23 protein-coding genes are annotated in these 21,179 nt (G+C 76.2%); 8 read left to right on the top strand and 15 right to left on the bottom strand.

What is annotated here, in order from left to right:
- The coding region (locus JZ5iCDA_RS07390; RefSeq protein WP_171905320.1) for a GvpL/GvpF family gas vesicle protein at nucleotides 1–350 on the top strand (350 nt) is incomplete at its 5' end.
- Nucleotides 351–360: 10 nt separating this feature from the next.
- Here the strand turns inward: JZ5iCDA_RS07390 and JZ5iCDA_RS07385 are convergent.
- The 3 genes from JZ5iCDA_RS07385 to JZ5iCDA_RS07375 all read right to left on the bottom strand — a co-directional run bounded on the left by JZ5iCDA_RS07385 (nucleotide 361) and on the right by JZ5iCDA_RS07375 (nucleotide 3,378).
- Nucleotides 361–936, bottom strand: a complete 576-nt coding sequence (locus JZ5iCDA_RS07385; RefSeq protein WP_069386585.1) for a hypothetical protein — start codon at nucleotides 934–936, stop codon at nucleotides 361–363.
- Nucleotides 933–1,751, bottom strand: a complete 819-nt coding sequence (locus tag JZ5iCDA_RS07380) for an alpha/beta fold hydrolase (RefSeq protein WP_069386584.1) — start codon at nucleotides 1,749–1,751, stop codon at nucleotides 933–935. The genes JZ5iCDA_RS07385 and JZ5iCDA_RS07380 overlap by 4 nt, the downstream gene beginning before the upstream one ends.
- Nucleotides 1,752–1,845: 94 nt before the next feature.
- Entirely contained in the window at nucleotides 1,846–3,378 is a 1,533-nt protein-coding gene (locus JZ5iCDA_RS07375; RefSeq protein WP_171905319.1) for an FAD-dependent monooxygenase, read from the bottom strand.
- Nucleotides 3,379–3,508: 130 nt separating this feature from the next.
- On the opposite strand from JZ5iCDA_RS07375, the gene JZ5iCDA_RS07370 reads away from it, so the two are divergent.
- Nucleotides 3,509–4,066, top strand: coding sequence for a DUF4334 domain-containing protein (locus JZ5iCDA_RS07370; RefSeq protein WP_069386582.1), 558 nt, complete (start codon nucleotides 3,509–3,511; stop codon nucleotides 4,064–4,066).
- Here JZ5iCDA_RS07370 and JZ5iCDA_RS07365 read toward each other — a convergent pair.
- From JZ5iCDA_RS07365 to JZ5iCDA_RS07350, 4 genes are all read right to left on the bottom strand, one after another.
- A complete protein-coding gene (locus JZ5iCDA_RS07365) occupies nucleotides 4,063–4,452 on the bottom strand; it encodes a hypothetical protein (RefSeq protein WP_069386581.1) in 390 nt (129 codons plus the stop codon). The two genes, JZ5iCDA_RS07370 and JZ5iCDA_RS07365, sit on opposite strands and share 4 nt — an antisense overlap.
- Before the next feature lie 4 nt (nucleotides 4,453–4,456).
- Nucleotides 4,457–4,900 carry a hypothetical protein gene (locus JZ5iCDA_RS07360; protein ID WP_069386580.1) on the bottom strand — a complete coding sequence of 148 codons (444 nt, stop codon included), beginning with the start codon at nucleotides 4,898–4,900 and terminating at the stop codon, nucleotides 4,457–4,459.
- A gap of 9 nt (nucleotides 4,901–4,909) precedes the next feature.
- Complete coding sequence (locus tag JZ5iCDA_RS07355; protein ID WP_069386579.1) at nucleotides 4,910–5,515, bottom strand: GNAT family N-acetyltransferase; 606 nt, start codon at nucleotides 5,513–5,515, stop codon at nucleotides 4,910–4,912.
- Between the two features lie 61 nt (nucleotides 5,516–5,576).
- Nucleotides 5,577–6,770 carry an NAD(P)/FAD-dependent oxidoreductase gene (locus JZ5iCDA_RS07350; protein WP_069386588.1) on the bottom strand — a complete coding sequence of 398 codons (1,194 nt, stop codon included), beginning with the start codon at nucleotides 6,768–6,770 and terminating at the stop codon, nucleotides 5,577–5,579.
- A 144-nt stretch (nucleotides 6,771–6,914) separates the two neighbouring features.
- Between JZ5iCDA_RS07350 and JZ5iCDA_RS07345 the strand changes: the two genes are divergently transcribed.
- Nucleotides 6,915–7,475 carry a cytochrome b gene (locus JZ5iCDA_RS07345; RefSeq protein WP_069386578.1) on the top strand — a complete coding sequence of 187 codons (561 nt, stop codon included), beginning with the start codon at nucleotides 6,915–6,917 and terminating at the stop codon, nucleotides 7,473–7,475.
- Nucleotides 7,476–7,610: 135 nt separating this feature from the next.
- Nucleotides 7,611–8,780, top strand: a complete 1,170-nt coding sequence (locus JZ5iCDA_RS07340; protein WP_069386587.1) for a flavin-containing monooxygenase — start codon at nucleotides 7,611–7,613, stop codon at nucleotides 8,778–8,780.
- Here the strand turns inward: JZ5iCDA_RS07340 and JZ5iCDA_RS07335 are convergent.
- On the bottom strand, nucleotides 8,761–9,837 hold the full coding sequence (locus tag JZ5iCDA_RS07335) for a helix-turn-helix transcriptional regulator (RefSeq protein WP_069386577.1): 1,077 nt from the start codon (nucleotides 9,835–9,837) through the stop codon (nucleotides 8,761–8,763). The two genes, JZ5iCDA_RS07340 and JZ5iCDA_RS07335, sit on opposite strands and share 20 nt — an antisense overlap.
- A gap of 121 nt (nucleotides 9,838–9,958) precedes the next feature.
- Here JZ5iCDA_RS07335 and JZ5iCDA_RS07330 point away from each other — a divergent pair, with 121 nt between their 5' ends.
- Nucleotides 9,959–11,173, top strand: coding sequence for a lipase family protein (locus tag JZ5iCDA_RS07330; RefSeq protein WP_069386576.1), 1,215 nt, complete (start codon nucleotides 9,959–9,961; stop codon nucleotides 11,171–11,173).
- Here the strand turns inward: JZ5iCDA_RS07330 and JZ5iCDA_RS07325 are convergent.
- On the bottom strand, nucleotides 11,161–12,030 hold the full coding sequence (locus JZ5iCDA_RS07325; RefSeq protein ID WP_069386575.1) for a hypothetical protein: 870 nt from the start codon (nucleotides 12,028–12,030) through the stop codon (nucleotides 11,161–11,163). The genes JZ5iCDA_RS07330 and JZ5iCDA_RS07325 overlap by 13 nt on opposite strands.
- 161 nt (nucleotides 12,031–12,191) lie before the next feature.
- On the opposite strand from JZ5iCDA_RS07325, the gene JZ5iCDA_RS07320 reads away from it, so the two are divergent.
- Nucleotides 12,192–13,871, top strand: coding sequence for a carbohydrate-binding protein (locus JZ5iCDA_RS07320; protein WP_139123008.1), 1,680 nt, complete (start codon nucleotides 12,192–12,194; stop codon nucleotides 13,869–13,871).
- A 174-nt stretch (nucleotides 13,872–14,045) separates the two neighbouring features.
- Here JZ5iCDA_RS07320 and JZ5iCDA_RS07315 read toward each other — a convergent pair whose 3' ends face one another.
- On the bottom strand, nucleotides 14,046–14,582 hold the full coding sequence (locus JZ5iCDA_RS07315) for an HNH endonuclease (RefSeq protein ID WP_069386573.1): 537 nt from the start codon (nucleotides 14,580–14,582) through the stop codon (nucleotides 14,046–14,048).
- Nucleotides 14,583–14,917: 335 nt separating this feature from the next.
- On the opposite strand from JZ5iCDA_RS07315, the gene JZ5iCDA_RS07310 reads away from it, so the two are divergent.
- A complete protein-coding gene (locus JZ5iCDA_RS07310) occupies nucleotides 14,918–15,754 on the top strand; it encodes an alpha/beta fold hydrolase (protein ID WP_069386572.1) in 837 nt (278 codons plus the stop codon).
- Between the two features lie 16 nt (nucleotides 15,755–15,770).
- Here the strand turns inward: JZ5iCDA_RS07310 and JZ5iCDA_RS07305 are convergent, their stop codons facing one another.
- The 5 genes from JZ5iCDA_RS07305 to JZ5iCDA_RS07285 form a co-directional block, all read right to left on the bottom strand.
- A complete protein-coding gene (locus JZ5iCDA_RS07305) occupies nucleotides 15,771–17,264 on the bottom strand; it encodes an ATP-binding protein (RefSeq protein ID WP_069386571.1) in 1,494 nt (497 codons plus the stop codon).
- Nucleotides 17,265–17,279: 15 nt separating this feature from the next.
- On the bottom strand, nucleotides 17,280–18,956 hold the full coding sequence (locus JZ5iCDA_RS07300; protein ID WP_069386570.1) for an FAD-dependent oxidoreductase: 1,677 nt from the start codon (nucleotides 18,954–18,956) through the stop codon (nucleotides 17,280–17,282).
- Nucleotides 18,957–19,046: 90 nt separating this feature from the next.
- Nucleotides 19,047–19,418, bottom strand: a complete 372-nt coding sequence (locus JZ5iCDA_RS07295; RefSeq protein ID WP_069386569.1) for an ACT domain-containing protein — start codon at nucleotides 19,416–19,418, stop codon at nucleotides 19,047–19,049.
- Between the two features lie 63 nt (nucleotides 19,419–19,481).
- Nucleotides 19,482–19,736, bottom strand: a complete 255-nt coding sequence (locus tag JZ5iCDA_RS07290) for a DUF6480 family protein (RefSeq protein ID WP_069386586.1) — start codon at nucleotides 19,734–19,736, stop codon at nucleotides 19,482–19,484.
- 89 nt (nucleotides 19,737–19,825) lie between these two features.
- A complete protein-coding gene (locus JZ5iCDA_RS07285) occupies nucleotides 19,826–20,677 on the bottom strand; it encodes an SDR family oxidoreductase (protein ID WP_069386568.1) in 852 nt (283 codons plus the stop codon).
- A 130-nt stretch (nucleotides 20,678–20,807) separates the two neighbouring features.
- Between JZ5iCDA_RS07285 and JZ5iCDA_RS07280 the strand changes: the two genes are divergently transcribed.
- The coding region (locus tag JZ5iCDA_RS07280; protein ID WP_069386567.1) for a hypothetical protein at nucleotides 20,808–21,179 on the top strand (372 nt) is incomplete at its 3' end.

Raw genomic sequence — 21,179 nt, 5'->3', positions numbered from 1 at the left:
GCGCCCTCGCCGGCCGCCCGGCCGTCGTCCAGCGCCTGCTGCGCCGCCGGCTCGAGGAGCGCGCACGCGAGGTCGCCGACGACGCCGCCACCGACCTCTACCCGCAGCTGCGGCGACGCCTCGCGCGCGTCGCCGTGGCGATCGCCGAGAACCGGCGCGCCCATCCGCCCGACGGCGCCGTGCCCGTGCTCGACGTCGCGCTCCTCGTCCCGCGCGAGGGCGTCGCCGACGTCGGCCGGGCGCTCGCGGACCTGCAGGAGCAGCAACCGGCCGCGCGCGTGCGCTACCTCGGCCCGTGGCCGCCGTACTCGTTCGCCGACCTCGCGGACGCGGGCCTCACGGAGGCCTGAGCCGGCCGGGTCAGTCGTCGAGCACGCGGCCCCGTGCGGCGAGCAGCGCGCCGGCGACGGTGGCGCCGACCAGGCCCGCCGCGAGGTCGGTCACGGTGTCGGCGTACCCGACCCCGATGCGGTCGTCGAGGTACGCGTAGCCCGCCCACTCGCCGACCTCCCACAGCACCGCGCCGACCGCGCCCAGCCCCGCCGTCACCACGACGACGGCGACCCGGTCGCGCCAGGACGCCGGCGTGCCGAGGTCGGGCACGACGCGCCAGCGCACGAGCGCGACGGTGGCGACGGCCGAGATCAGCCCCGTGCAGACGAGATGCACGGCCAGGTCGAGGCCGGGGACGGCGTCGTACCAGTCGAGCTGCGCGGCCCAGGCGGCGACGAGCAACGAGGCTCCGTAGGCGACGTCGAGGAGCGTCGGCGCGCCGACGGTGCGCGGCAGCATGACGCCGCCGAGCACGAGCAGGAACAGCGGACCGGCGAGGCCGCCGAGGGCGACCGTGCCGACGAGGAGGCTGAGCAACGCCGCCGCGCGCACGGCGTCGCCGGGGACGAGGACGAGCCGGGTGTCGGTGCGCAGCGCGGTCATCCCGCCACCCGGTGGACCACGGCCTCGGCGACCTCGTCCGGCGTCGTCTCCGGCAGCCAGTGACCGGCGTCGAGCTCGACGAACCGGTACGGGGCGCGCACGAACCGCTCGGTGTCCTCCGCGGCGCGACGCCCGAGCGCCTGGTCGCCGTTGCCCCACACGTACGTCGTGGGGACGGCGACGTCCGCGACGGGTGTGCGGGCGAGAGGCAGGGCGCGGTACCAGTTCAGGGCCGCGCGCAGGGCGTCGGGCTCCCGCATGCGCGCGGCGTACCGGTCGGCGTCGTCCGCGGGCAGTCCCGAGCGGCGCAGGACCGACGGCAGCGACCGCGCGAGCGCCGCCTCCGGCAGCGCGGGGAGCTGGAAGAAGCCGGCGTAGAGCGAGCGCAGCGCCTGCGCGGAGCGCACGAGCGAGCGTGACAGCGCGCCGGGGTGGGGCGTCGACAGCACGGTGAGGCTGCGCACCTGGGCGGGCGCCCATGCGGCGAGGCCCCAGGCGACGTTGCCGCCCCAGTCGTGCCCGACGACGTGCGCGGGCCCGGTCCGGTCGACGAGCGCGAGGACGTCCTGGACGAGGAACTCCGGACGGTAGGCCGCGCGCGGCCGCGGGCGGGCACCGGGGGAGTAGCCGCGCTGGTCGAGCGCGACGGTGCGCAGCCCCGCGTCGTGCAGGAGGGGTGCGACGCGCGACCAGCTGGTCGAGTCCTCCGGGAAGCCGTGGAGCAGGACCACCGGCTCGCCGTCCGGCGGGCCGTCGTCGTGCACGTCGAAGGTGAGGCTGCCGCGGCGCAGGGCGGTGACGCGGGAGTCGGTCATCGCCCCAGCCTGCGGGCATCGACGGCCACCGGCAATCGGTCGGGCCTGTCGGTCGGGGCTCGTCCGTCAGGGCCTGCCGGGCAGGCCCGGGCGGTCAGGCGCCGACGACGCGCACGTAGTCCGCGAGCCCGGCCGTGTCACCGGCCGGGCCGACGTAGCCGACGTAGCCGTCGGGCCGCACCATCACCACGCCGCCGTGGCGCAGCCCCGTCGCCTCCGCGAGCTGGGCGGCGTCGCGCGCGGAGACGTCCAGCTCGGCGGCACCGGCGGGCAGCGCGGGCGCCGCCCCGTCGTCGGGCAGCAGGACGGCGAGGTGGCCGGGGGTGCGGGCGAGCGCCGCGCCGACGTCGGTGTCGGGCAGGTAGAGGAAGTCGCCGGGACGCAGCGACCTGCCGGCTCCGCGGACGACGGGGCTGTCCCGGTAGCGCACGCGCTGCTGCTCGACCGTCGCGGACAGGCGCCCGGAGACCGCCGACGACTCGAGGCCGAGGTGCATGACGACGTTGCGCACGTGCTGGGCGACCGGGCTGCTCAGGGTGCCCACGCGCGTGAGGCGTGTCGCGAACGCGATGACGTCCGCGCCGACGGGGTGCCGCTCGGCGTGGTAGCTGTCGAGCAGCGCGTCCGCGGACCGGTCCCCGGGCGGGGCGGCGACCGCGCGGGCGAGCTTCCAGCCGAGGTTGGCGGCGTCGTGCAGCCCGGTGTTCATGCCGAGCCCGCCGGCGGGGCTGTGGATGTGCGCGGCGTCTCCCGCCACGAAGAGCCGGCCCGCGCGGTAGCGCGCGACCTGGCCGTGCTTGAGCTCGAACCGCGTGAGCCAGTGCGCGGTGCGGATGCGCAGCGCGACACCGCGCTCGTCGAGGGCCTGCTGCAGCCACTCCTGCGTGGCCGGCCGGTCCCGGTCCGTCCCGGCGGGCAGCTGCGCGAAGACGCGCACGCGGTCGCCGGGGAGCGGGAAGATCAGGCCGGTGGTGTCGCCGGGGGACAGGAACGTGTGGAAGCTGGACCGGTCGTAGTCGTGCTCACCGTCGACGTCGCCGATCAGGAAGTCCTCGCCGACGAACGAGCCCCGCAGGCGCTCGCCCATGACGTGGCGCACGGTGCTGCGCGCGCCGTCGGTGCCGACGACGTAGCGGGCGTGCACGGTCGCGGCCGACCCGTCGCCGCGCGTCACCTCGGCGACGACGTGGTCGTCGTGCTCCGTCGCGCCGGTGAGCGTGGTCGACCGCTCCACCGTGACGCCCAGCTCCGCGAGCCGGGCCGTGAGCACGGCCTCGGTGTCCGTCTGCAGCAGCGACACCGAGTACGCGCGCACCGCGGTGATCGTGTCGAAGGGGATGCGCCCGACGTCGCGCCCGCGGGTGTGCAGGACCATGCCGGTGATGACGCGAGCACGCGCCTCGATGTCGTCGAGCGCGCCCAGCGCCTGCAGGTGGTCGAGCGTGCGGGAGTGGACCACGATCGCGCGCGACTCGGTCGTCGGCGCGGCGAGCGTGTCGATGACGCGGACCGTCACGCCGCGTCGCGCGAGGTCGGCGGAGAGCGCCAGACCCACCGGGCCCGCGCCGACGACGAGCACGTCCACGGGCGGTACGTCGAGGTCCTCGGGAGGCGACTGACGTGTCACGGGAACCGTCTCCTTCGTCGGGCTGCCGGCGCTGCCGCCGTGGTCAGGATGGGGGTCCCCGGACCCGGGCGTCAACAGGACGCGGCCCTCGTGCCGCGCGCGCGGACCAGCCCTCCGGGAGGATCGGGACATGGACACGACGTCGGCCCGTGCCGGGCTCGCGCGCCTCGAGGCCGGCACGACGACGGCTGCGGCGCTCGCGTTCTACGACGCGCTGCCTGCGGCGAGCCCGGAGGCGGTGCCTGGGACGTGGCGCGGGTCCGGCCTGCCGACGGGCCACCCGCTCGACGGCGTGCTCGAGGCGCTCGGCTGGTACGGCAAGCGGTTCGACGGTGATGACGACGGCGACGGCGACGCGGACCCGCTGTTGTTCGCCGACGGCCGCGGCGGGACCTTCGCCGTGAACCCGGCGTTCGCCCCGCTCGCGCTCGTCCTGCGGTGCACGCCGGTCCTGCGTCGTCCCGCGGTCGCGCGGCTCGTGCGCGCGGCGCTGCCCCTGACGCGGACCCGGCGGCCCCGGGCGCGCGTGCGCGCCACGGCGTTCCGCGGCGTCGTGACGGCGACCATGACGTACGACGAGCAGCCGATCGACGACCACTTCCGCGCCGTCGACGACGACACGCTGCTCGGACTCATGGACGCGCGCGGCATGGCGCGCCCGTTCTTCTTCGTGCTGCGGCGCGCCTAGCGCCGGGCGAGGCGGAGGCCGCCCGCCACGCCGGCCGTCGCGCCCGCGGTGACGAGGAGGACGACGGCGATCCTGTCGGCCGGCGGGCTGAGGAGGTACGACTCCACCTCGGGCGCGGTCTCGGACGGCCGCTGCCACGTGCAGACCAGGCGCGACGGCGCGATGCCGTACTCGGCGTCGACGAACGACTCCTCGCTGACGACTCCGTGCGGCCACGACCGGAGCAGGCAGTCGAGGTCGCGATCACCGGAGTGCTGCCACAGCGCGAGCAGCACGGGGGACGCGGCGACGGCGAGCGCGGCGACGAGCAGCAGCGCCGTCGCCAGCCAGTACGGGCGGGTCGGACGCACGGTCAGGACGGAGTCCTCGACCGGCCGCACGCGCACGTCGTCAGCCGCAGCTGTCGCACACGCCGGTGGCCGGGAGCGTCATGAAGCACGTCGGGCACACCGCGGCCGGCTTCTCCGGTTCGGACGCGCGGCGCGGCGTCGCCGTCCGCGTGCGCGGCGTGGTGGTCGCACGGCGCGACGGGGCGGCGGGCGCGGGCGCGGCGGACACGGGACCGCTCGCCTCGAAGCCGCGCTTGCGCAGGATCGTCACGGCGTCGACCTTGCCGCCGGCGAGCTCCTCGGCGGTGGCCACGCGGCCGGTCGCGTGCCGGTGCGCGACGCCGAGGATCGCCTTCGCGTCGTAGGTGCGGCCCTCGTGGTCGAGCGTCTCGCGGACGGACGGCGTGAACCCGTAGACGCCGAGGAAGTTGTCGGCCCCGCGGTCGTCGTGCTCCGCGATCGCGGCGAGGATGTGCTGACGGGTCACGGCGGAGAAGGTAGCCACCCGTCGAGCCTAGTTCGCCGCGGGCGCTGCTGGGGTCCACTCGTCGGCCAGCAGGGCGTACGTCACGCCGTCGATCCACCCGAGCTCGCGGTGGAGCGAGTCGCGCACGCCGACCGCCTCGCGCCGCATGCCGACGCGCTCCATGAGCCGCCACGACGGGGCGTTGTCCGCGAACGCGCTGGCCGTCACGCGGCGCAGGCCGAGGTGGGCGAAGCACACGCGCAGCAGCGCGTGGACGGCCTCGGTCGCGAACCCGCGCCCTTGGTGCGCCGGGTCGAGCACCCAGCCGATCTCGGCCTCCGCGCCCGCCGCCCGGTCGGCGACGTCGTTCTGCGCCCAGCCGTCGCGCACCGCGAGGTACAGGTCGCCGACGACGGCGCCCGCGTGCTCGACGACGAGCGTCGTCGCCGCGCGCCCGGGCTCGCCGAGGTGGGCGCGCCAGGCGTCGAGGTCGCGCGGGCGCACGGCGAGCCAGCGGTCGACGTCCTCGAGGCGCCGGTAGGCCCACAGCGTCTCGGCGTCCGCCGGGTCGAGGCGCCGGATCGTCAGCCGGTCGGTCCTCACGGGCCAGGTCACGCGCGCGAGCGGGTCGGTCGTCGTCGGGACTCCGGTCATGGAGGCACTGTGCCACGGCGACGCTCGGCGCGACGACCGCTTTGCGGGCTCGGGCCCGGCGTCAGGAGACCTTGCCCTGGATCAGCCGGCGCCAGTAGATCGACGGCTGCAGGTACCGGTCGAAGAGCAGGAGCGCGCGGCTCGGCCGCGCGAGGTTCACGACGGGGAACCCGGGGTCGGGGCGTCCCTCGCGGTCGTACTCCGCGAGCAGCAGCTCGCGCCCCGACGTCGTGACCGGGGCGACGGTGTACCCGTCGTACTCCTGCATCGGCGTGCCCTTGCGGCGCGCCTGGATGTTGCGCGCGACGACGGGGACCTGGCGCCGCAGCGCGCCGCCCGACGGCATCGCGTCGACGGCGGCGGCGTCCCCGAGGCCCCAGACGCGCGGATAGGTCACGTGCTGGAGCGTGCGGGGGTCGACGGCGACGAAACCGTCGCTCTCGGGCGTCGCGAGGCCGCTGTCGGCGACCCAGCCGGGTGCCCGGTGCGGCGGCGCGAGGTACAGGGCGTCGTAGTGGGTCGTGTCGGTGCCGTGCGGGCCCTGCAGGCGCACGGTGCGGTCGACGGGGTCCACGGACTCGACCCGGGTCCCGGTGCGCACGTGCACGCCGTAGCGGTCCGCCGCGGCGCGCAGGGCGGGCTCGGCGCGCGGGTCGTCCACGAGCCGGTGCGCCTCGACCACGAGCTGGACCTCGAGCGCGTCGAGCACGCCTGCGCGCTCCCAGTGGTCGGCGGCGACGAACAGCGGCTTGTACCCGACCGGGAAGCAGGGCACGTGCTGCGCCGAGACGGCGAACACGACGCGCCCGGACGTGAGCGAGGACAGCATCGACCACGTCTTCGGCGCGAGGTCGGTGACGTAGCTCGTCGCGGCGTGCGGGGTGCCGACGGCCTCCTGCGCGCCGGGCACCGCGTCCCAGTCGACCTCCGCGCCCGGGCACACGGCGAGGTCGCCGTAGCCGAGCTCGGTCCCGTCGGCGAGCCGCACGACGGAGCGCTCCGGGTCCACGGCGACGACGCGGCTCGGATACCGGTGCACCCCGTCGGGGACGACGTCGTCCTGGGGCCGGGTGAGGTCGTCGACCGTCGCCATGCCCGACGCCACGTAGGACAGCAGCGGCTGGTACTCGTGCACGTCCTTGGGCTCGACGACGGCGACGTCGCGGCACCCGTCGCGGCGCACGCGTCCCGCCAGGGACAGGCCCGCGTTGCCGCCGCCGAGGACCAGCACGTCGTGGTGCACGAGAGGGCTCATGCCGATCACGCTACGGCGGCGTGCGTCCCCACGCCGTCCGAGGACGGCGGCTGTGTCCATGTGGCGCTCCCGTGCGCTGCGCCCCACGCGCCACCGTGCCGCGGACCGGTGGTCCGCACCGGCCGGACCGGCGATGATGCGGCCGTGAGGCTGCGCAACGACGCGAGCGGCTACGGCGCGGTGACGAAGACCCTGCACTGGGTCACCGTCGCAGCGCTCGTCGCGCAGCTCGTGGTGGGGTACCTCCTCGACGAGGACGGCGGCCAGGGCCGCGGGCGTGGCCGCGGCGGTGAGCCCGGGCGAGGGCGCGGGCGCGGCGGCGACTCCGACGACGACGGCCTGTCCGGGCTCCTCGACGGCGACCTCGACGTGCTCCTCGCGGTGCACGTCGCGCTCGGCGTGACGATCCTCGTCATCACCCTGGCCCGCCTGGTGTGGCGGCGCCTCACCCCGCTGCCGCCGTGGGCGCCCGGCCTGTCCGCGGGCGAGCGCCGGCTGGCGCACGGCACCGAGCTCGCGCTGTACGCGTCGCTGCTGGTCATGCCGGCCACCGGGATCGTGCTGCTCCTGTCGGACGACGACGACCTGCTGTGGCTGCACGTGGCCAGCCACGTCGTCTTCTACGCCACGCTCGCGCTGCACGTCGGGCTCGTGCTCAAGCACCAGCTCGTCGACCGGGACCGACTTCTGGACCGGATGCTGTAGCGGCGGCGCTCACGCGCGGCGCGGGCGGGCGTCTCGCCGACGTCGAGACCCCCCAGGTGGGGGATGGTCGCGTTCCCGGCCGCGGGCGAGCCTGGGAGCGCCGGGGACCTCCCGGCCGTCGCGAAGGAGGCCGTCATGTCTGCACCACCCGTCCTCACCGCCCCGCGCGTCGTCGTCGTGGGCGCCGGGCCGTCGGGGCTCGCGACGGCCGCCGAGCTGACCGCGCGGGGCGTCCCGGCCGTCGTGCTCGACCGGGGCGACGTCGGCGCCGCGTGGGCCGGGCGCTACGACGCGCTGCGCTTCAACACGTCGCGCCGCCGGTCCGCGCTGCCGGGTGCGCCGTTCCCGCGCTCCTTCGGGCAGTTCCCCACCCGCGACCAGTACGTGGCCTACCTGCGCGCGTACGCGGCCGAGCGCGGGGTCGTCGTCGAGACGGGCACGGACGTGCGCACGATCCGGCGCGACGGTGACGAAGGGACAGGGCGGTGGGCCGTCGAGACGGACGACGGGCGTCGCCGTGCCGACCACGTCGTCATCGCGACGGGCGTCTACCAGGAGCCGGTCGTGCCGTCGTGGCCGGGGACGTTCGACGGCGAGCTCCTGCACGCGGCCCGGTACCGCAGCCCCCGGCCGTTCGTCGGCAGGCGGGTCGTGGTGGTGGGCGCCGGGTCGACGGGCATGGAGATCGCGCACGAGCTCGCGCGGGCCGGCGCGGCGACGGTGCACCTCGCCGTCCGGACGCCGCCGAACATCCTCCTGCGCGAGATGGGCGGTCTCCCCGGCGACCTGCCCGTGCCGCTCCTGCTGCGCCTGCCGGTGCGGCTCGTCGACCGCCTGCTCGCCGGCCTCCAGCGGGTGACCGTCGGCGACATGTCCCGCTACGGCCTGCCGCGGCCCACGCAGGGCGTGGTCTCCCAGCTGCTCGCCCGGGGCGCGGGGACCGCTGTCGTCGACACCGAGGTGCTCGACGCCGTCCGGTCCGGGGCGGTGCGCTGCGTCCCGGCCGTCGAGCGGCTGGAACGCGGCGGCGTCGTCGTCGCCGGGGGAGAGCTGGTGCCGGCGGACGTCGTCGTGGCGGCCACGGGCTACCGCACGGGACTGGAGCGGCTCGTGGGCGAGCTGGACGTCCTCGACGAGCGAGGCATGCCGCGCGCGCCCGACGGCGCCGAGTCCGCACCGGGGCTGCGGTTCGTCGGGTTCGTGTTCCGGCCTGGTCTCACGCGCTACGTCGGACGTGTCGCGCGCCGCGTCGCCCAGGAGATCGCGGCCGCGGGCACGCGAACCGTCACCGCGTCCCGGACATGACGACGCCCGTCGCGGGCTCGTCCGCGAGGAGCGCGGCGAGCTGGGGGCGGCTGTTCACGCCCAGCTTGGCGAAGATCGTCTTCACGTGCCCGCGCACCGTCTCGGGCGTGATCCACAGCTGGCGGGCCAGCGCCGCGGTCGACGTGCCGCGCAGGAGCAGCTGGGTGACCTCGCGCTCGCGGTCGGTGAGCTGGTGCAGGCGCAGCAGCACCGGCGCGACCTGCGCGCGGGTCGCGGTCTCGCACACCAGCGCGGCGCGGCCGTCGTCGAGGAGCGTGCCGCGCACCACGAGCCACTCGCCCGTGACCGAGCGCGCACGGGCGAGCGCAGGCGGGCCCGGTGCGCCGGCGGCGAGCGCCCGGGTCCGCTGCGCCACCTCGTGCAGCACGATCGTCGTCGCGAGGGAGGCGTCCTCGAGCGGGCCGAGCCGCTCGAGCGCGCGCGGGCTGACGGAGCGGACCGTGCCGTCGTCGTCGAGGACGACCAGGGCGGGAGCGTCCTCGTCGCGCGGCGACGGCGCGCTCGCCAGCAGCAGGGACGCGCGCAGCCCGCTCCCCACGTGCGGGCACGCCCGGGCGACGAGGGCGACCTCCGTCGGGGCGAAGGACGGCTCGTCGGCGCGGCGCGTCAGGCAGGCGTGACCCCACGTCGTCGACCCCGACCGGAACACCGTGCGCAGCTCGTCCCCGTACCCCGCCGGACCGTAGACGCGCGCCCAGCGCGCGCTGCGAGACAGGTCGCCGCCCGTGGCCGCGGAGAGCGACGCGGCGGCGACGTCCCGCTCGGCCAGCTCCCAGAACCGGTTCACGTCGTCCCCGGTGAGCTCGGCCTCGATGAGCTCCAGGTGCTGCGCGCGCGTCACGCCCTCGGCGTGCACGCCGGTGAGGAGCAGCGTGTCCGGGTCGACGAGCAGCCATCCCGCGGCGGCGTACGGGACGGCCCGGCGCACGACGGCCGCCACGTCCTGCAGGAGCCGCAGCGGGTCGTCCGCCCGCGCGCACCGCCGCGCCACCTGCTCGAGGAGCCGGTGACCGTCGACGTCACGGGTGCGCGGCATGGTCCTCCCATCGTCGTCCCGGGCGCGGCGGGTGTCGAGGCCCTGCCCGGGCGCCCGGGCCGTCCGCCGACGGCCGTGCCATGCTCGTCCCGACACCGTTCGCGCCGGGAGGGCGGGAGCCATGACGAAGCGCGCACGCCGGGCGGCCGCGGGGCCCCGCCGCAGCGCGCGCGTCCTCCTCGCGACGCTCGCCCTCGTCGCGGTCGGCGTCGTCGGGCTCGAGGCGGTGCGCGTCGCCGGCGACGCGGAGGAACGGGCCGGCCTGCTCGCGTTCTACGACCAGCCGCCGGGCGCCGCCGACGGCGACCCCGGCACGGTCGTGCGCAGCGAGGTGCTGCTCGGGACGCCGCCAGGTGCGCGGGCGTGGCGGGTCATGTACCGCTCGACGGACCTGCGCGGCGCGCCCGTCGTCGTGACGGGCGTCATCGTCACCCCGCTCGGACCGGCGCCGCCCGGCGGCCGCACCGTCCTCGCCTGGGGGCACCCCACCACGGGGACCGCCCCCTCGTGCGCCCCGTCGCGCGCGTTCGACCCCTTCCTCGGCATCGAGGGCCTGCGCCTCATGCTCGACCGCGGGTACACCGTCGTCGCGACGGACTACGCCGGGATGGGCACGGCCGGGCCCGACTCCTACCTCGTCGGCGGGACGGCTGCGCGCTCCGTGCTCGACGCCGTCCGCGCGGCGCGGCACGTCCCCGACGCCGGCGCGGGAGACCGCGTCGTGCTGTGGGGCCACTCCCAGGGCGGCCAGGCCGTGCTGTTCGCCGCCCAGGGCGCGGCGTCCTACGCGCCCGGGCTCGACGTCGTCGCCGTGGCCACCGCCGCGCCCGCCGCCGACCTCACCGCCCTCATGGGCTCGCACCGGGACGACGTCTCCGGGGTCACGATCGGCTCCTACGCCTTCCCCGCGTTCGCGTCCGTGTACGGCGCCACGGTCCCGGGAGCCCGGCTCGGCGACGTCCTGACCCCCGCAGCCGTGCGCGCGCTGCCGGCGATGAACCGCCTGTGCCTGCTCAGCCACCTCGACGAGCTGCACCGCCTGGCCCAGCCCCTCGTCGGGGACTTCTTCGCCCGCGACCCCACGGCCGTCGAGCCCTGGGCCACGCTCCTGACCGAGAACTCGGCCGGCGGCAGCCGCGTCGACGCCCCGCTGTTCGTCGCCCAGGGGACCGACGACGAGCTCGTCCTGCCCGCCGACACGCGCGAGCTCGTCCGCCTCGCCCGCAGCACCGGCACCGACGTCACCTACCGCACCGTCCCGGACGCCACCCACGCCACCGTCGCCTACCTCGCCCTGCCCGCGCTCGACGCCTGGCTCGACGATCACGTCGGCTGAGACCCCGACGGGCCCGCGGACGGCTCCGGGCTCGGCGCACCCCCGAGCAGCACGCGCAGCCGCTCCTGCCGTGCCCGGTACGCCGGCCCGAACCGGCGCTCGGCCCGGTCCATCCGCCGCGGCGCGTACCAGCGCCGCGCCCAGTACGACGCCGGCTTCGCGAGCCGCAGCGCGCCGACGAGCGCGACCACCGGCACCACGACCCCGATCAGCCCCGTCGCCAGCTTGCCCTTGAGCACGGTCACGAACGCCAGGACCAGGTGCACCACCACCGTGACGACGTACGCGACCCGCCCCTGCGCCGTCGCGTCGTCGGGCGACTCCCCGATCGGCGACGTCGACAGCAGCAGCGCCCCGCCCAGCGCCCCGCCGACGAGGATCGCCACGATCGACCGCTGCCCCTCCGGCGTCCAGTACACGTCGTCCACGTACAGCCACAGCGCGAACTCGTCGAGCGCGAGCGCCGCGCCCGCCCCGAACAACAGCGCCAGCACCTCCGACCACGGGCTGTCGGGGGAGTAGCGGAACTCCAGCATCCCCGTCAGCAGCACCAGCAGGATGCCCCACACCTGGTGGTGCACGTGCACCCCGCCGATCGTCACGTCCCCCACGAGCCGGCGGCGCTCGCGCCCGTCGGCCGGCTCGGCGTCGCCGGGCCCTGTCGTCGACGCCGCCGTGCTCGCTGTACCCGCTGTACTCGTCGTGCTCGCTGTGCCCCCTGTGCCCGCCGACGCGCCGCGCGCACGGATGCGCCGCGTGATCGCGCGCACCACGACGAACGTGACCACGAAGCCCACGAGGGCGAACAGGGCGGGCGCGCGCCCGGCCTCGACCACGTGCTCGGAGTACCAGCCCATGCGCGCGACCTCCCGTCCGCCACGCCCATCGTCGTCCCGGCGCCGCACCCCGTCGAGGCCAGGGCGCGGCTGGCGCCCGTCGCGTCGCGTGTGCCACACTCGTGGGTGGTGCGAGAAACCGGTTTCTCGCACCACCGACCACACGACGAAGGAGTTGGGTGATGTCACGACGGCGAGGACTCCCGCGACCGCTCGCGGCGGCGACGGCGATGACGACGATCACGGCGCTGGCGGTGACGGGGATGGTGGGGGTGGTGGGGGCCGGTGCGGCGGCCGCCGACGCGCCGCCCGGCGGCCCGGGAGCGGCGGACCTCGGCCGGCAGGTGCTCGGGCCGCAGGACGGCTGGGCGGCGGCGAACGGCGGCACCACGGGCGGCGCCGCCGCGGACGACGCGCACGTGGTCGTCGTCGACACGTGGGACGAGCTGCGCGCCGCGCTCGGTGGCGCGGACGCCCGCACGAGCACCACGCCGCGCATCGTCTACGTCGACGGCGAGATCGACGCGTTCGCCGGCACGAGCTGCGAGGCGATCGCGGCGACCGTGCCGGTCGAGGGCTCCGACGAGCCGTTCTCCATGGACGACTACGTGGCCGCCTACGACCCGGCGACCTACGGCTGGGGGACGCCCGCCGGCCCGCTGGAGGACGCGCGCGTCGCGGCGGCCGCCGCGCAGGCGCGGGTCACGCTGCAGCACGTCGGGTCGAACGTCACGCTCGTCGGTCTCGGTGACGACGCGCGGATCGTCGGCGCGAGCCTGCGCGTGCGCGACGCGCGCAACGTCGTCGTGCGGAACCTGACGCTCTCCGACGCGCGGGACTGCTTCCCCGAGTGGGACCCGGGCGACGGGGAGGCGGGGAACTGGAACTCGGCGTACGACAACCTGTCGGTCTGGACGTCGGAGAACGTGTGGGTGGACCACAGCACGTTCGACGACGGCGACCGCCCGCCGTCGTCGCTGCCGACGGTCTTCGGGCGCCCGTTCGAGATCCACGACGGCCTGCTCGACGTCACGCACGGGTCCGACCACGTGACCGTCTCCTGGAACCACTTCGTCGACCACGACAAGACCGCGATCCTCGGCTCGTCGGACGGGCGGACCCAGGACGCCGGCAAGCACAAGGTCACGTACCACCACAACCGCTGGACCGACGTCGGCCAGCGCGCCCCGCGCGTGCGGTTCGGCGACGTGCACGTCTACAACAACGTCTACGAGCAGACGCGCGAAGGGATCTTCCAGTACTACTGGGGCGCCGGGATCGACTCGAGCATCTACGCCGAGAACAACGCGTTCGAGCTCGCCGACGGCGTCGACCCGGCCCGTGTCGTCACCCGGTGGAAGGGCGAGCAGCTGTTCGAGACCGGCTCGACGGTCGACGGCGAGCCCGTCGACCTCGTCGGGCTCTACAACGCCTCGGTCGCCGAGGCGGACCGTCTCGAGGACGCCGCGCGCTGGACGCCCACGCTGCACGGGCGGATCGACCCGACGTGGGCCGTGCCGGCGATCGTGCGCTCGTCCGCGGGCGCGGGCGTGATCGGCCCGGTCGACGCCCCCGCGTACGACGCGGGCGCGACCTACGGGGCGGGCGACGTCGTCGTGCACGACGGCGCGCTGTACCGCGCGCAGTGGTACGCGCGCGGCACCACGCCCGGCGCCTCCCCGTGGGGGCCGTGGGAGGAGCTCGCCGTCGACGCGACCGGCACGCCCGTGTGGACGCCCACGCGGGTCTTCACCGCCGGCGACGCCGTCGTGCACGACGGCGCCGTGTGGGTCGCGCAGTGGTGGACCCGCGGGCAGGAACCCGGCGCCGACGCGTGGGGGCCGTTCCGCCGCGCGGGCTGAGCGCGCGGTTGCCGCGCCCGCGGGGTCTCGCTACGTCCCGAGGACCCGCGGGCGCGGCCGCGCCCGGCCCACCGGGCTTCGCGGCGTGGCGCGGCTCCGGGAACGGGGGTGGGCCGTGGACGCCCTGGACGCCGACTGGGACCCGCTGCTGTGCCTCGACCGGGCCGCCGGGCTCTACGTCGTCACGACCGGTGTGCTCGTCGTCTTCGTCGCGTCGATCGGCGACGCGTGGGTGCTGCTCGTCGAGGTCCTGCGCTGAGGCCCCGGGTAGATGTCGCGGAACGTCGGCTCGAACGGGGGCCGCAGCAGGCGCATGCCCGCCTCCTGAGGGGTGCGGCCGCCCTTGGTCGCGTTGCACGGCTCGCACGCCGCGACCGCGTTGAGCCACGTCGTCGTGCCGCCCTGGCAGCGGGGCACCACGTGGTCCATCGTCGTCGCCGTCGCGCCGCAGTAGGCGCAGCGGTGCGCGTCGCGGCGCATCAGGGCGGCGCGCGAGTACGGCACGCGGCCCTGGCGCTCGTACACCCACCGCGCGTGGACGTAGCGGACGAGCTCGACCGAGCGCGGGCGCTGGTAGGGCCCGAACGTCTCGCCCTCGACCGCCTCGAGGACCGCGGCGACGCGCCGGTGCAGCATGCGGATCGCATGGTGCAGCGAGACGCGGCCGATCACCTGGGTGCCGCCGAGGTTGTAGATGACCACCTCGCTCATCGTCCGCCTCCCTCCGTCGTTCCGGTCCTGGGACGACGAGAGCCGCCCCAGGACGATGGCCAGGACGGCTCGGCAGGCGGACGACGGGCGTCGTCTACCTGACGATCGCCCTTCCGGACGAGTCGGAGGACCGCTGGTGCTGCATCGGGTCCACCCGCCTCTCCTGGTCGTCGTCACGGTCGAGCGTCCGGACGGCATCACCCGGACGGGAGAAGGCTATGCCGGTGCGGGCTCCCCGTCCACGGTTTACGCGTGACGGACCAGGGACGGCCCCGCTAGCGTGGCGGCGCAGGCCGGCGCAGGTCGGCCCATGACGACGTGAGGGGGAGCGGGACGTGGAGCTCACGGAGCGGACGAGGTGGCGGGAGCGCGAGGTCGCGTGGACCCGGCTGGGCAGCGGCCCGCCGCTCGTGCTCTGCCACGGCACGCCGTGGTCGTCGGCGCTGTGGGCGCCGTACGCCGAGGCGCTCGCGGCCGAGCACACGGTGCACGTGTGGGACATGCCTGGCTTCGGGGCGTCGTCGAAGGAGGCCGGGCACGCGGTGGACCTGGCGACGCAGGGCGAGCTGCTCGCCGACCTCCTCGCCGGGTGGGGGCTGGACGCGCGCGCCGGTGGGACCCCGCCGCACGTCGTCGCCCACGACGTCGGCGGCGCGGTCGCCCTGCGTGCCCACCTCGTGCACGGCGTCCCGGTGAGGTCGCTGTGCCTGGTCGACGCCGTGGTGCGGCGGCCGTGGGGCTCGCCGTTCTTCCGGCTCGTGTCGGAGCACGCGGACGTCCTCGAACGCCTGCCGGCGGCCGTGCACCGCGGGGCGCTCGAGGCGTACGTGCGCGGCGCGAGCCACCGCGGGCTGCGTCCCGACGACCTGGCGACGCTCGTGGAGCCCTGGCTGGGCGAGGTGGGTCAGGCGGCGTTCTACCGGCAGATCGCGCACGCCGACGAGCGGCACACGGCGGAGATCGAGCCGCTGCTCGACCGCGTCGCCGTGCCGACGCACGTGGTGTGGGGCGAGGAGGACGCGTGGCTCCCCGTCGACCAGGCGCACCGGCTGCGCGACGCCGTCCCCGGAGCGTCGCTCGCCGTGATCGAGGACGCGGGGCACCTCGTGCAGCTCGACGCCCCGGCCGCGCTCGCGACCGAGCTGCACCGCTGGCTCGCGTCCGTGCGCTGACGCCGCGCGGGCGGTCTCAGTCCCCGGCAGCGGCGGACGAGGGCGTCAGGGGGAGGCGGACGACGAACCGGGTGTCGCCCGGGCGGGACGTCACGGCGAGGTCGCCGTGGTGCTTGTTGACGACGATGCGCCACGAGATGTCGAGGCCGAGACCGGTGCCCTGGCCGACGGGCTTGGTCGTGAAGAACGGCTCGAAGATGCGCTGGCGGATCTCCTCGGGGATGCCGGAGCCGGTGTCGGCGATCTCGACCTCGACCGCGTCGTCGGCGCGGCGCGTGGTGACGGTGAGCGTGCCGGACCCGGGCGTCCGGGTCGCCGGCTGCGCGCCCATCGCCTGCGCGGCGTTCTCCACGAGGTTGGTCCAGACCTGGTTGAGCTCTGCGGCGTACACCGGCACGGGCGGCAGGTCGGTGTCGTAGCGGCGCACGACCTCGATGCCCTCGAGCGAGTGCTCGAGCATCGTCAGCGTGGAGTCGAGCAGCTCGTGCACGTCGACGGGGCGGAACGGCGCGCGGTCGAGCTGGGAGTACTGGCGCGCCGCCCCGACGAGGGAGGAGATGCGCACGGTCGCGTCCTCGATCTCGGCCATGAGCTGCTCGGTCTCGATCGTGTACGCGAGCCAGCTCACCGCGCCGGTGAGGGCGCCGGCGTCCACCCGCTCGGCGGCGCGCTCGAGCCACGGCTCGTCGATGCCGGCCTGCACCAGCGCGGGCGCGACGCGCCAGCCCTCGGGCATGCCGTGGTCGTCGAGCCAGTCGGTGAGGCGGTCCTCGAGGTCGGACGTCGCGAGGGCGCCGACGGCGTCGGCGTCGCGCGCGTCGGCGTACCGCTCGAGCGCCTCCTCCTGCAGGCGGATGAGGACGGCGAGCGTGGCGCGGTCGTAGGGACCGTCGGCGATGAGCGCGAGCTTGTGCCGCATCTTGGCGACGCGCTCGCGCAGCGTGCCGGTGGCCCGCACGGCCGCGGCCGCGGGGTTGTTCAGCTCGTGCGTGAGCCCGGCCGACAGCGACCCGAGCGCGAGGAGCCGCTCGCGCTGGCCGACGAGCTGCTGCGCGTCGCGCGTGCCCCAGAACACGCCCTCGAGCAGGTGCACGGCCATGGGGAACCACTCGGTCATGAGCTTGGCGAAGTCGGGTGCGGCGAGCACGAACAGGCGCGACGGCTCGAGGACCCGCACGCTGTGCAGGTACGTCTGCGGCAGGCGGTCGCCGAGGTAGGCGTTCCACGCGCCCATGTAGACGCCGACCTGACGCGTGCGGCTGATCTCGACCTCGTCGGCGCCGACGCGCCGGTACAGCGCGACGCCGCCCGAGAGCATGACGTAGAAGCACTCGGCGGGCTCGCCCTCTCGGAGCAGCCAGCCCGGGTCGGCGTGCTCGACGTGCCCGGTGCGGCACAGCCACGCGAGCTGGTCGTCGGTGAGGTGCTCGAAGAGGAACGTGGACCGCAGCTCGTCGACGTCGCACGGCAGCCAGCCGCTCGTGCCGCGCCCGGTGTCGGTGTCGCTCATGGGTGTCGTCTCCGTCTAGAGCTGGTCGAGGTAGCGGTGGACGAGCATGACGGCCATGGCGCCCTCGCCGACGGCGGACGCGACGCGCTTGGCGGACTCGGCGCGCACGTCTCCGGCGGCGAACACGCCGGGCACGGACGTCTCGAGGTGGTACGGGACCCGGTCGAGGGGCCAGCCGACGGGCGGGACGCCGTCGCGCGTGAGGTCGGGGCCGGCGAGGACGTACCCGCGCGCGTCGCGCGCGACGAGGCCGTCGAGCCAGTCGGTGTGCGGCGCGGCGCCGATGAACACGAACGCCCAGCCGCACTCGACACGGGTGGTCGCGCCGGTGTCGAGGTCGCGCAGCTCGAGGTGCTCGAGGTGGTCCTCGCCCTCCGCGGAGGCGACCTCGGTGCGGGCGAGGACGCGCACGCGCGGGTGCGCCTCGACCTGCTCGACGAGGTAGGCGGACATGGAGCGGGACAGGGCGTCGCCGCGCACGACGAGCGTGACCTGCTTGGCCTCGCGCGCGAGGTACAGCGCGGCCTGCCCGGCGGAGTTCGCGCCGCCGACGACGTACACCTCCTGGTCCTGGCACGCGGCGGCCTCGGTGAGCGCGGAGCCGTAGTAGACGCCGCGCCCGACGAGGTCGGTGAGCCCCGGGCCGTCGAGCAGCCGGTACGTGACGCCGGACGCGAGGATCACGGCGTGGGCGTCGATCGACGAGCCGTCGGAGAAGCGCACGCCGCGCGCGGGGCCGTCGACGACGAGCTCGACGGCGTCGCGCGTCGTGACGATCTCGGCGCCGAACCGCACGGCCTGCCGGCGGGCACGCTCGGCGAGCTGGCCGCCGGAGATCCCGTCGGGGAACCCGAGGTAGTTGTCGATGCGCGAGCTCTGCCCGGCCTGCCCGCCGGTCGCGGTGCGCTCGACGAGCACCGTGCGCAGCCCCTCCGACGCCCCGTACAGGGCGGCGCTGAGCCCCGCGGGCCCGCCGCCGACGACGACGAGGTCGTAGAACTCCTCGGCGGGGGTGGTGGCGAGGCCGACCTTCTCGGCGAGGGTCGCGTCGTCGGGCGCGAGCAGCGCCTCGCCGCCGGGGGTGACGACGAGCGGGAGCGTGGTGCCGTCGATCTGCGCGGCGGCGAGCAGGCGCGCGCCCTTGTCGGACTCGGAGGCGTACCAGCGGTAGGGGACGCGGTTGCGGGCGAGGAACTCGCGCACCTGCGACGAGCGTGCCGACCAGCGGTGGCCCACGACGACGGTTTCCTCGGGCCGGCGCCGGTCGGTGGCGCGCCACGCCTCGAGCTGGGCGTCGACGACGGGGTAGAGCTTCTCCTCGGGCGGGTCCCACGGCTTGAGGAGGTAGTGGTCGAGGTCGACGACGTTGATCGCCTCGATCGCCGCGTCGGTGTCCGCGTAGGCCGTGAGGAGCACGCGGCGCGCGGCGGGGTAGAGGTCCATCGCCTGCTCGAGCAGCTCGACACCCGTCATGCCGGGCATGCGGTGGTCGGCGAGGATCGCCGCGACGTCCTCCCCGCGCAGCGCGAGCTCGCGCAGCGCGGCGAGCGTCTCCTCGCCTGACTCGGCGCGCACGACGCGGTACCGGTCGCCGTAGCGTCGGCGCAGGTCGCGTGCGACGGCCCGGGAGACGCCCGGGTCGTCGTCGACGGTGACGATCGCTGCTCGCGTCGGCGGTGCGGTGGTCTCCACGCGTCCTCCTCGGGGGCCCCGGGCGGGCCGGTGCCCATCCTTCACCCGGGACGGCGCCGCGTCCACGGGTCGGCGCGAGGTGGTGCGGACTCAGCGCCCGCCGGCCCGTGGCGGGTCGGCGACGGTGCGGCCGGCGGCGCGCAGCGCGTCCGTCGCGTCGTCGAGGCGCGGCTCGGGGACGAGGACGAGGTCGGCGTGGAACGTGGAGGCGACGAAGACGGGGACGCCGGCGTCGGCGAGGGGCCCGAGGACGGACGCGAGCACGCCGGGGACGTCGAGCCCGTGGGCGTCGGCGTAGAACCCGGCCCACCGCTCGCCGTCGCCGCCGAAGGGCGAGGCGTGCCGCAGGACGGTCAGGCCCTCGGGGGCGCGGACGAGGGCGACCCACTCGTCGTCCTCCGGGAACGTCGCGCCGGGGTCGTGGGCGAGGACGAAGCGGTCGGGCAGCACGCGCAGGGTCATGGGCGCACGCTAGCCGCCGCCTCCCACGGGCCCGGCCGCGGGAGGCGGCGCCGCGGTGGGCGGTCAGTCGAGCAGGCCGACGGCGTAGCCGACGAAGAACAGCGCGGTGACGACCGCGACGCCGCCGATGACGGCGATCCAGACCCATGGCACGCCGCGCGCCGGCCCGTGCTCCTCGTGACCCTGCGGGGCGCTGACCTGGTCCTCGGCGGGCGGGGTCTCGCCGGGCTGGACGTCGCCGCTCGCGGAGAAGTCCGCGGCGGGGGAGCGGCGCGTGGAGTCGGTGGGGTCGGGGTCGGGCGAGGTGGGCTGGGTCATCGTGATCTCCAGGGGGTCGGGGCGTCGGACGGGTGGGGGCGCGGAGCGTCCGGTCGTGCCGGACGCTCGGGGCGACGGCTCGGGGAGGCTCACGGGCGTCGCCAGTCGTCGGAGGTCAGGTGGGAGCCGGCCATCGGGCCCATGCCGAGCATGCCGCCGTCGACGGCCCAGGACGCGCCGGTCACGTACGTCGCGTCGGGACCGCACAGGAACGCGACGACGGCCGCGACCTCGCGCGCGTCGCCCGGTCGTGCGAGCGGGACGCCGGGGCGGTGCGCGACGTGCGGGTCCTCGTCCTCCTGCCCGGTCATCGGGGTCGCGATCTCGCCGGGCGCGACGGCGTTGACGGTGATGCCGTGCTCGGCGAGCTCGAGCGCGGCCACCTTCGTGAGGAGCCCGAGCCCGCCCTTGGCGGCGCAGTACGGCCCGGCGCCGACGCGCGGGGCGTGCTCGTGGACGCTCGTGACGTTGACGACGCGTCCGCCGCGCCCGCCGGCGATCATGCGCCGTGCGGCGGCCTGGAGGAGGACGAACGGGCCGTCGAGGTCGGTGGCGATCACCTCGCGCCACCGGTCGAGGTCGAGGTCGAGGAGCAGGGTCGAGGTGCCGGTGCCGGCGACGTTGACGAGCGCGTCGAGCCGGCCGAGCTCGTCGGCCAGCTCGTCGACGGCGGGCCCGAGCGCGGCGACGTCGGTGACGTCGAGCCGGCGCAGGGCCGTGCGCGCCCCGGCGGCGCGGACCTCGCCCTCGGTGTGCTCGGGGTCGTGGTCGGGGTCGTACCACGTGAGGGCGAGGTCGAAGCCGGCCTCGGCGAGCGCGACGGCGGTGGCCCGGCCGATGCCGGACTCCGAGCCGGTGACGAGGGCGACGGGGCGCGAGAGCGCGTCGTCGGACGTGCCGGCGGGCGGGCCGGTGCGCGGGTCCAGGTCGGGGGTCGTCATGCCCTCAGCCTGGGAGGGGACCCGGTTCCACGCACGCGGACCGTGCGCGCGGCGCCGGGAGCGGCGCCCGAGCGGCGTGCAGGGCGGGCCGTGCCTACGGTGGCCGCTCACCGCGAACGAAGGAGGGGCGATGACGAACGACGCGACGCACGGCACCGGACCCGGCGGGGCAGCCCGCGAGGAGCTCCCCGTGCCGGACTACGACCACCTGCCGGTCGCGGCGCTCGGGCACCGCGTCCGGTCGCTCGACGCGGCCGGCCTGGAGACGCTGCTCGCGTACGAGCGGGCGCACGGCGACCGGCTGCCCGTCGTGCAGGTGCTCGAGCGGCGGCTCGAGGAGGTGCGCTCCGGTGCCGAGCTGTCCGGCGGGGACCCGGCGGGCGTCGCGCCGGAGCAGGCGCCGCCGCCGACGGGCGAGGGCTCGGCGAGCCCGCAGACGCAGGGCCCGCCGCAGAACCCGCCGTCGCAGGGCGTGCCGACGAACCCGGCGCAGCCGCGCCGC

It is taken from the genome of Cellulosimicrobium cellulans, assembly GCF_001722485.1.
Lineage (GTDB): Bacteria > Actinomycetota > Actinomycetes > Actinomycetales > Cellulomonadaceae > Cellulosimicrobium > Cellulosimicrobium cellulans_A.
Note: the sequence above shows the minus strand (reverse complement) of the source record. Positions and strands in the feature narration are given on the sequence as shown.

Excerpts from the sequence above, each read along its gene's own strand:
- JZ5iCDA_RS07385 (WP_069386585.1), bottom strand. The coding sequence starts at position 936 with ATGACCGCGCTGCGCACCGACACCCGGCTCGTCCTCGTCCCCGGCGAC.
- JZ5iCDA_RS07380 (WP_069386584.1), bottom strand. The coding sequence starts at position 1,751 with ATGACCGACTCCCGCGTCACCGCCCTGCGCCGCGGCAGCCTCACCTTC.
- JZ5iCDA_RS07370 (WP_069386582.1), top strand. The coding sequence starts at position 3,509 with ATGGACACGACGTCGGCCCGTGCCGGGCTCGCGCGCCTCGAGGCCGGC.
- JZ5iCDA_RS07355 (WP_069386579.1), bottom strand. The coding sequence starts at position 5,515 with ATGACCGGAGTCCCGACGACGACCGACCCGCTCGCGCGCGTGACCTGG.
- JZ5iCDA_RS07350 (WP_069386588.1), bottom strand. The coding sequence starts at position 6,770 with ATGAGCCCTCTCGTGCACCACGACGTGCTGGTCCTCGGCGGCGGCAAC.
- JZ5iCDA_RS07340 (WP_069386587.1), top strand. The coding sequence starts at position 7,611 with ATGTCTGCACCACCCGTCCTCACCGCCCCGCGCGTCGTCGTCGTGGGC.
- JZ5iCDA_RS07335 (WP_069386577.1), bottom strand. The coding sequence starts at position 9,837 with ATGCCGCGCACCCGTGACGTCGACGGTCACCGGCTCCTCGAGCAGGTG.
- JZ5iCDA_RS07330 (WP_069386576.1), top strand. The coding sequence starts at position 9,959 with ATGACGAAGCGCGCACGCCGGGCGGCCGCGGGGCCCCGCCGCAGCGCG.
- JZ5iCDA_RS07325 (WP_069386575.1), bottom strand. The coding sequence starts at position 12,030 with ATGGGCTGGTACTCCGAGCACGTGGTCGAGGCCGGGCGCGCGCCCGCC.
- JZ5iCDA_RS07320 (WP_139123008.1), top strand. The coding sequence starts at position 12,192 with ATGTCACGACGGCGAGGACTCCCGCGACCGCTCGCGGCGGCGACGGCG.
- JZ5iCDA_RS07315 (WP_069386573.1), bottom strand. The coding sequence starts at position 14,582 with ATGAGCGAGGTGGTCATCTACAACCTCGGCGGCACCCAGGTGATCGGC.
- JZ5iCDA_RS07305 (WP_069386571.1), bottom strand. The coding sequence starts at position 17,264 with ATGAGCGACACCGACACCGGGCGCGGCACGAGCGGCTGGCTGCCGTGC.
- JZ5iCDA_RS07295 (WP_069386569.1), bottom strand. The coding sequence starts at position 19,418 with ATGACCCTGCGCGTGCTGCCCGACCGCTTCGTCCTCGCCCACGACCCC.
- JZ5iCDA_RS07290 (WP_069386586.1), bottom strand. The coding sequence starts at position 19,736 with ATGACCCAGCCCACCTCGCCCGACCCCGACCCCACCGACTCCACGCGC.
- JZ5iCDA_RS07285 (WP_069386568.1), bottom strand. The coding sequence starts at position 20,677 with ATGACGACCCCCGACCTGGACCCGCGCACCGGCCCGCCCGCCGGCACG.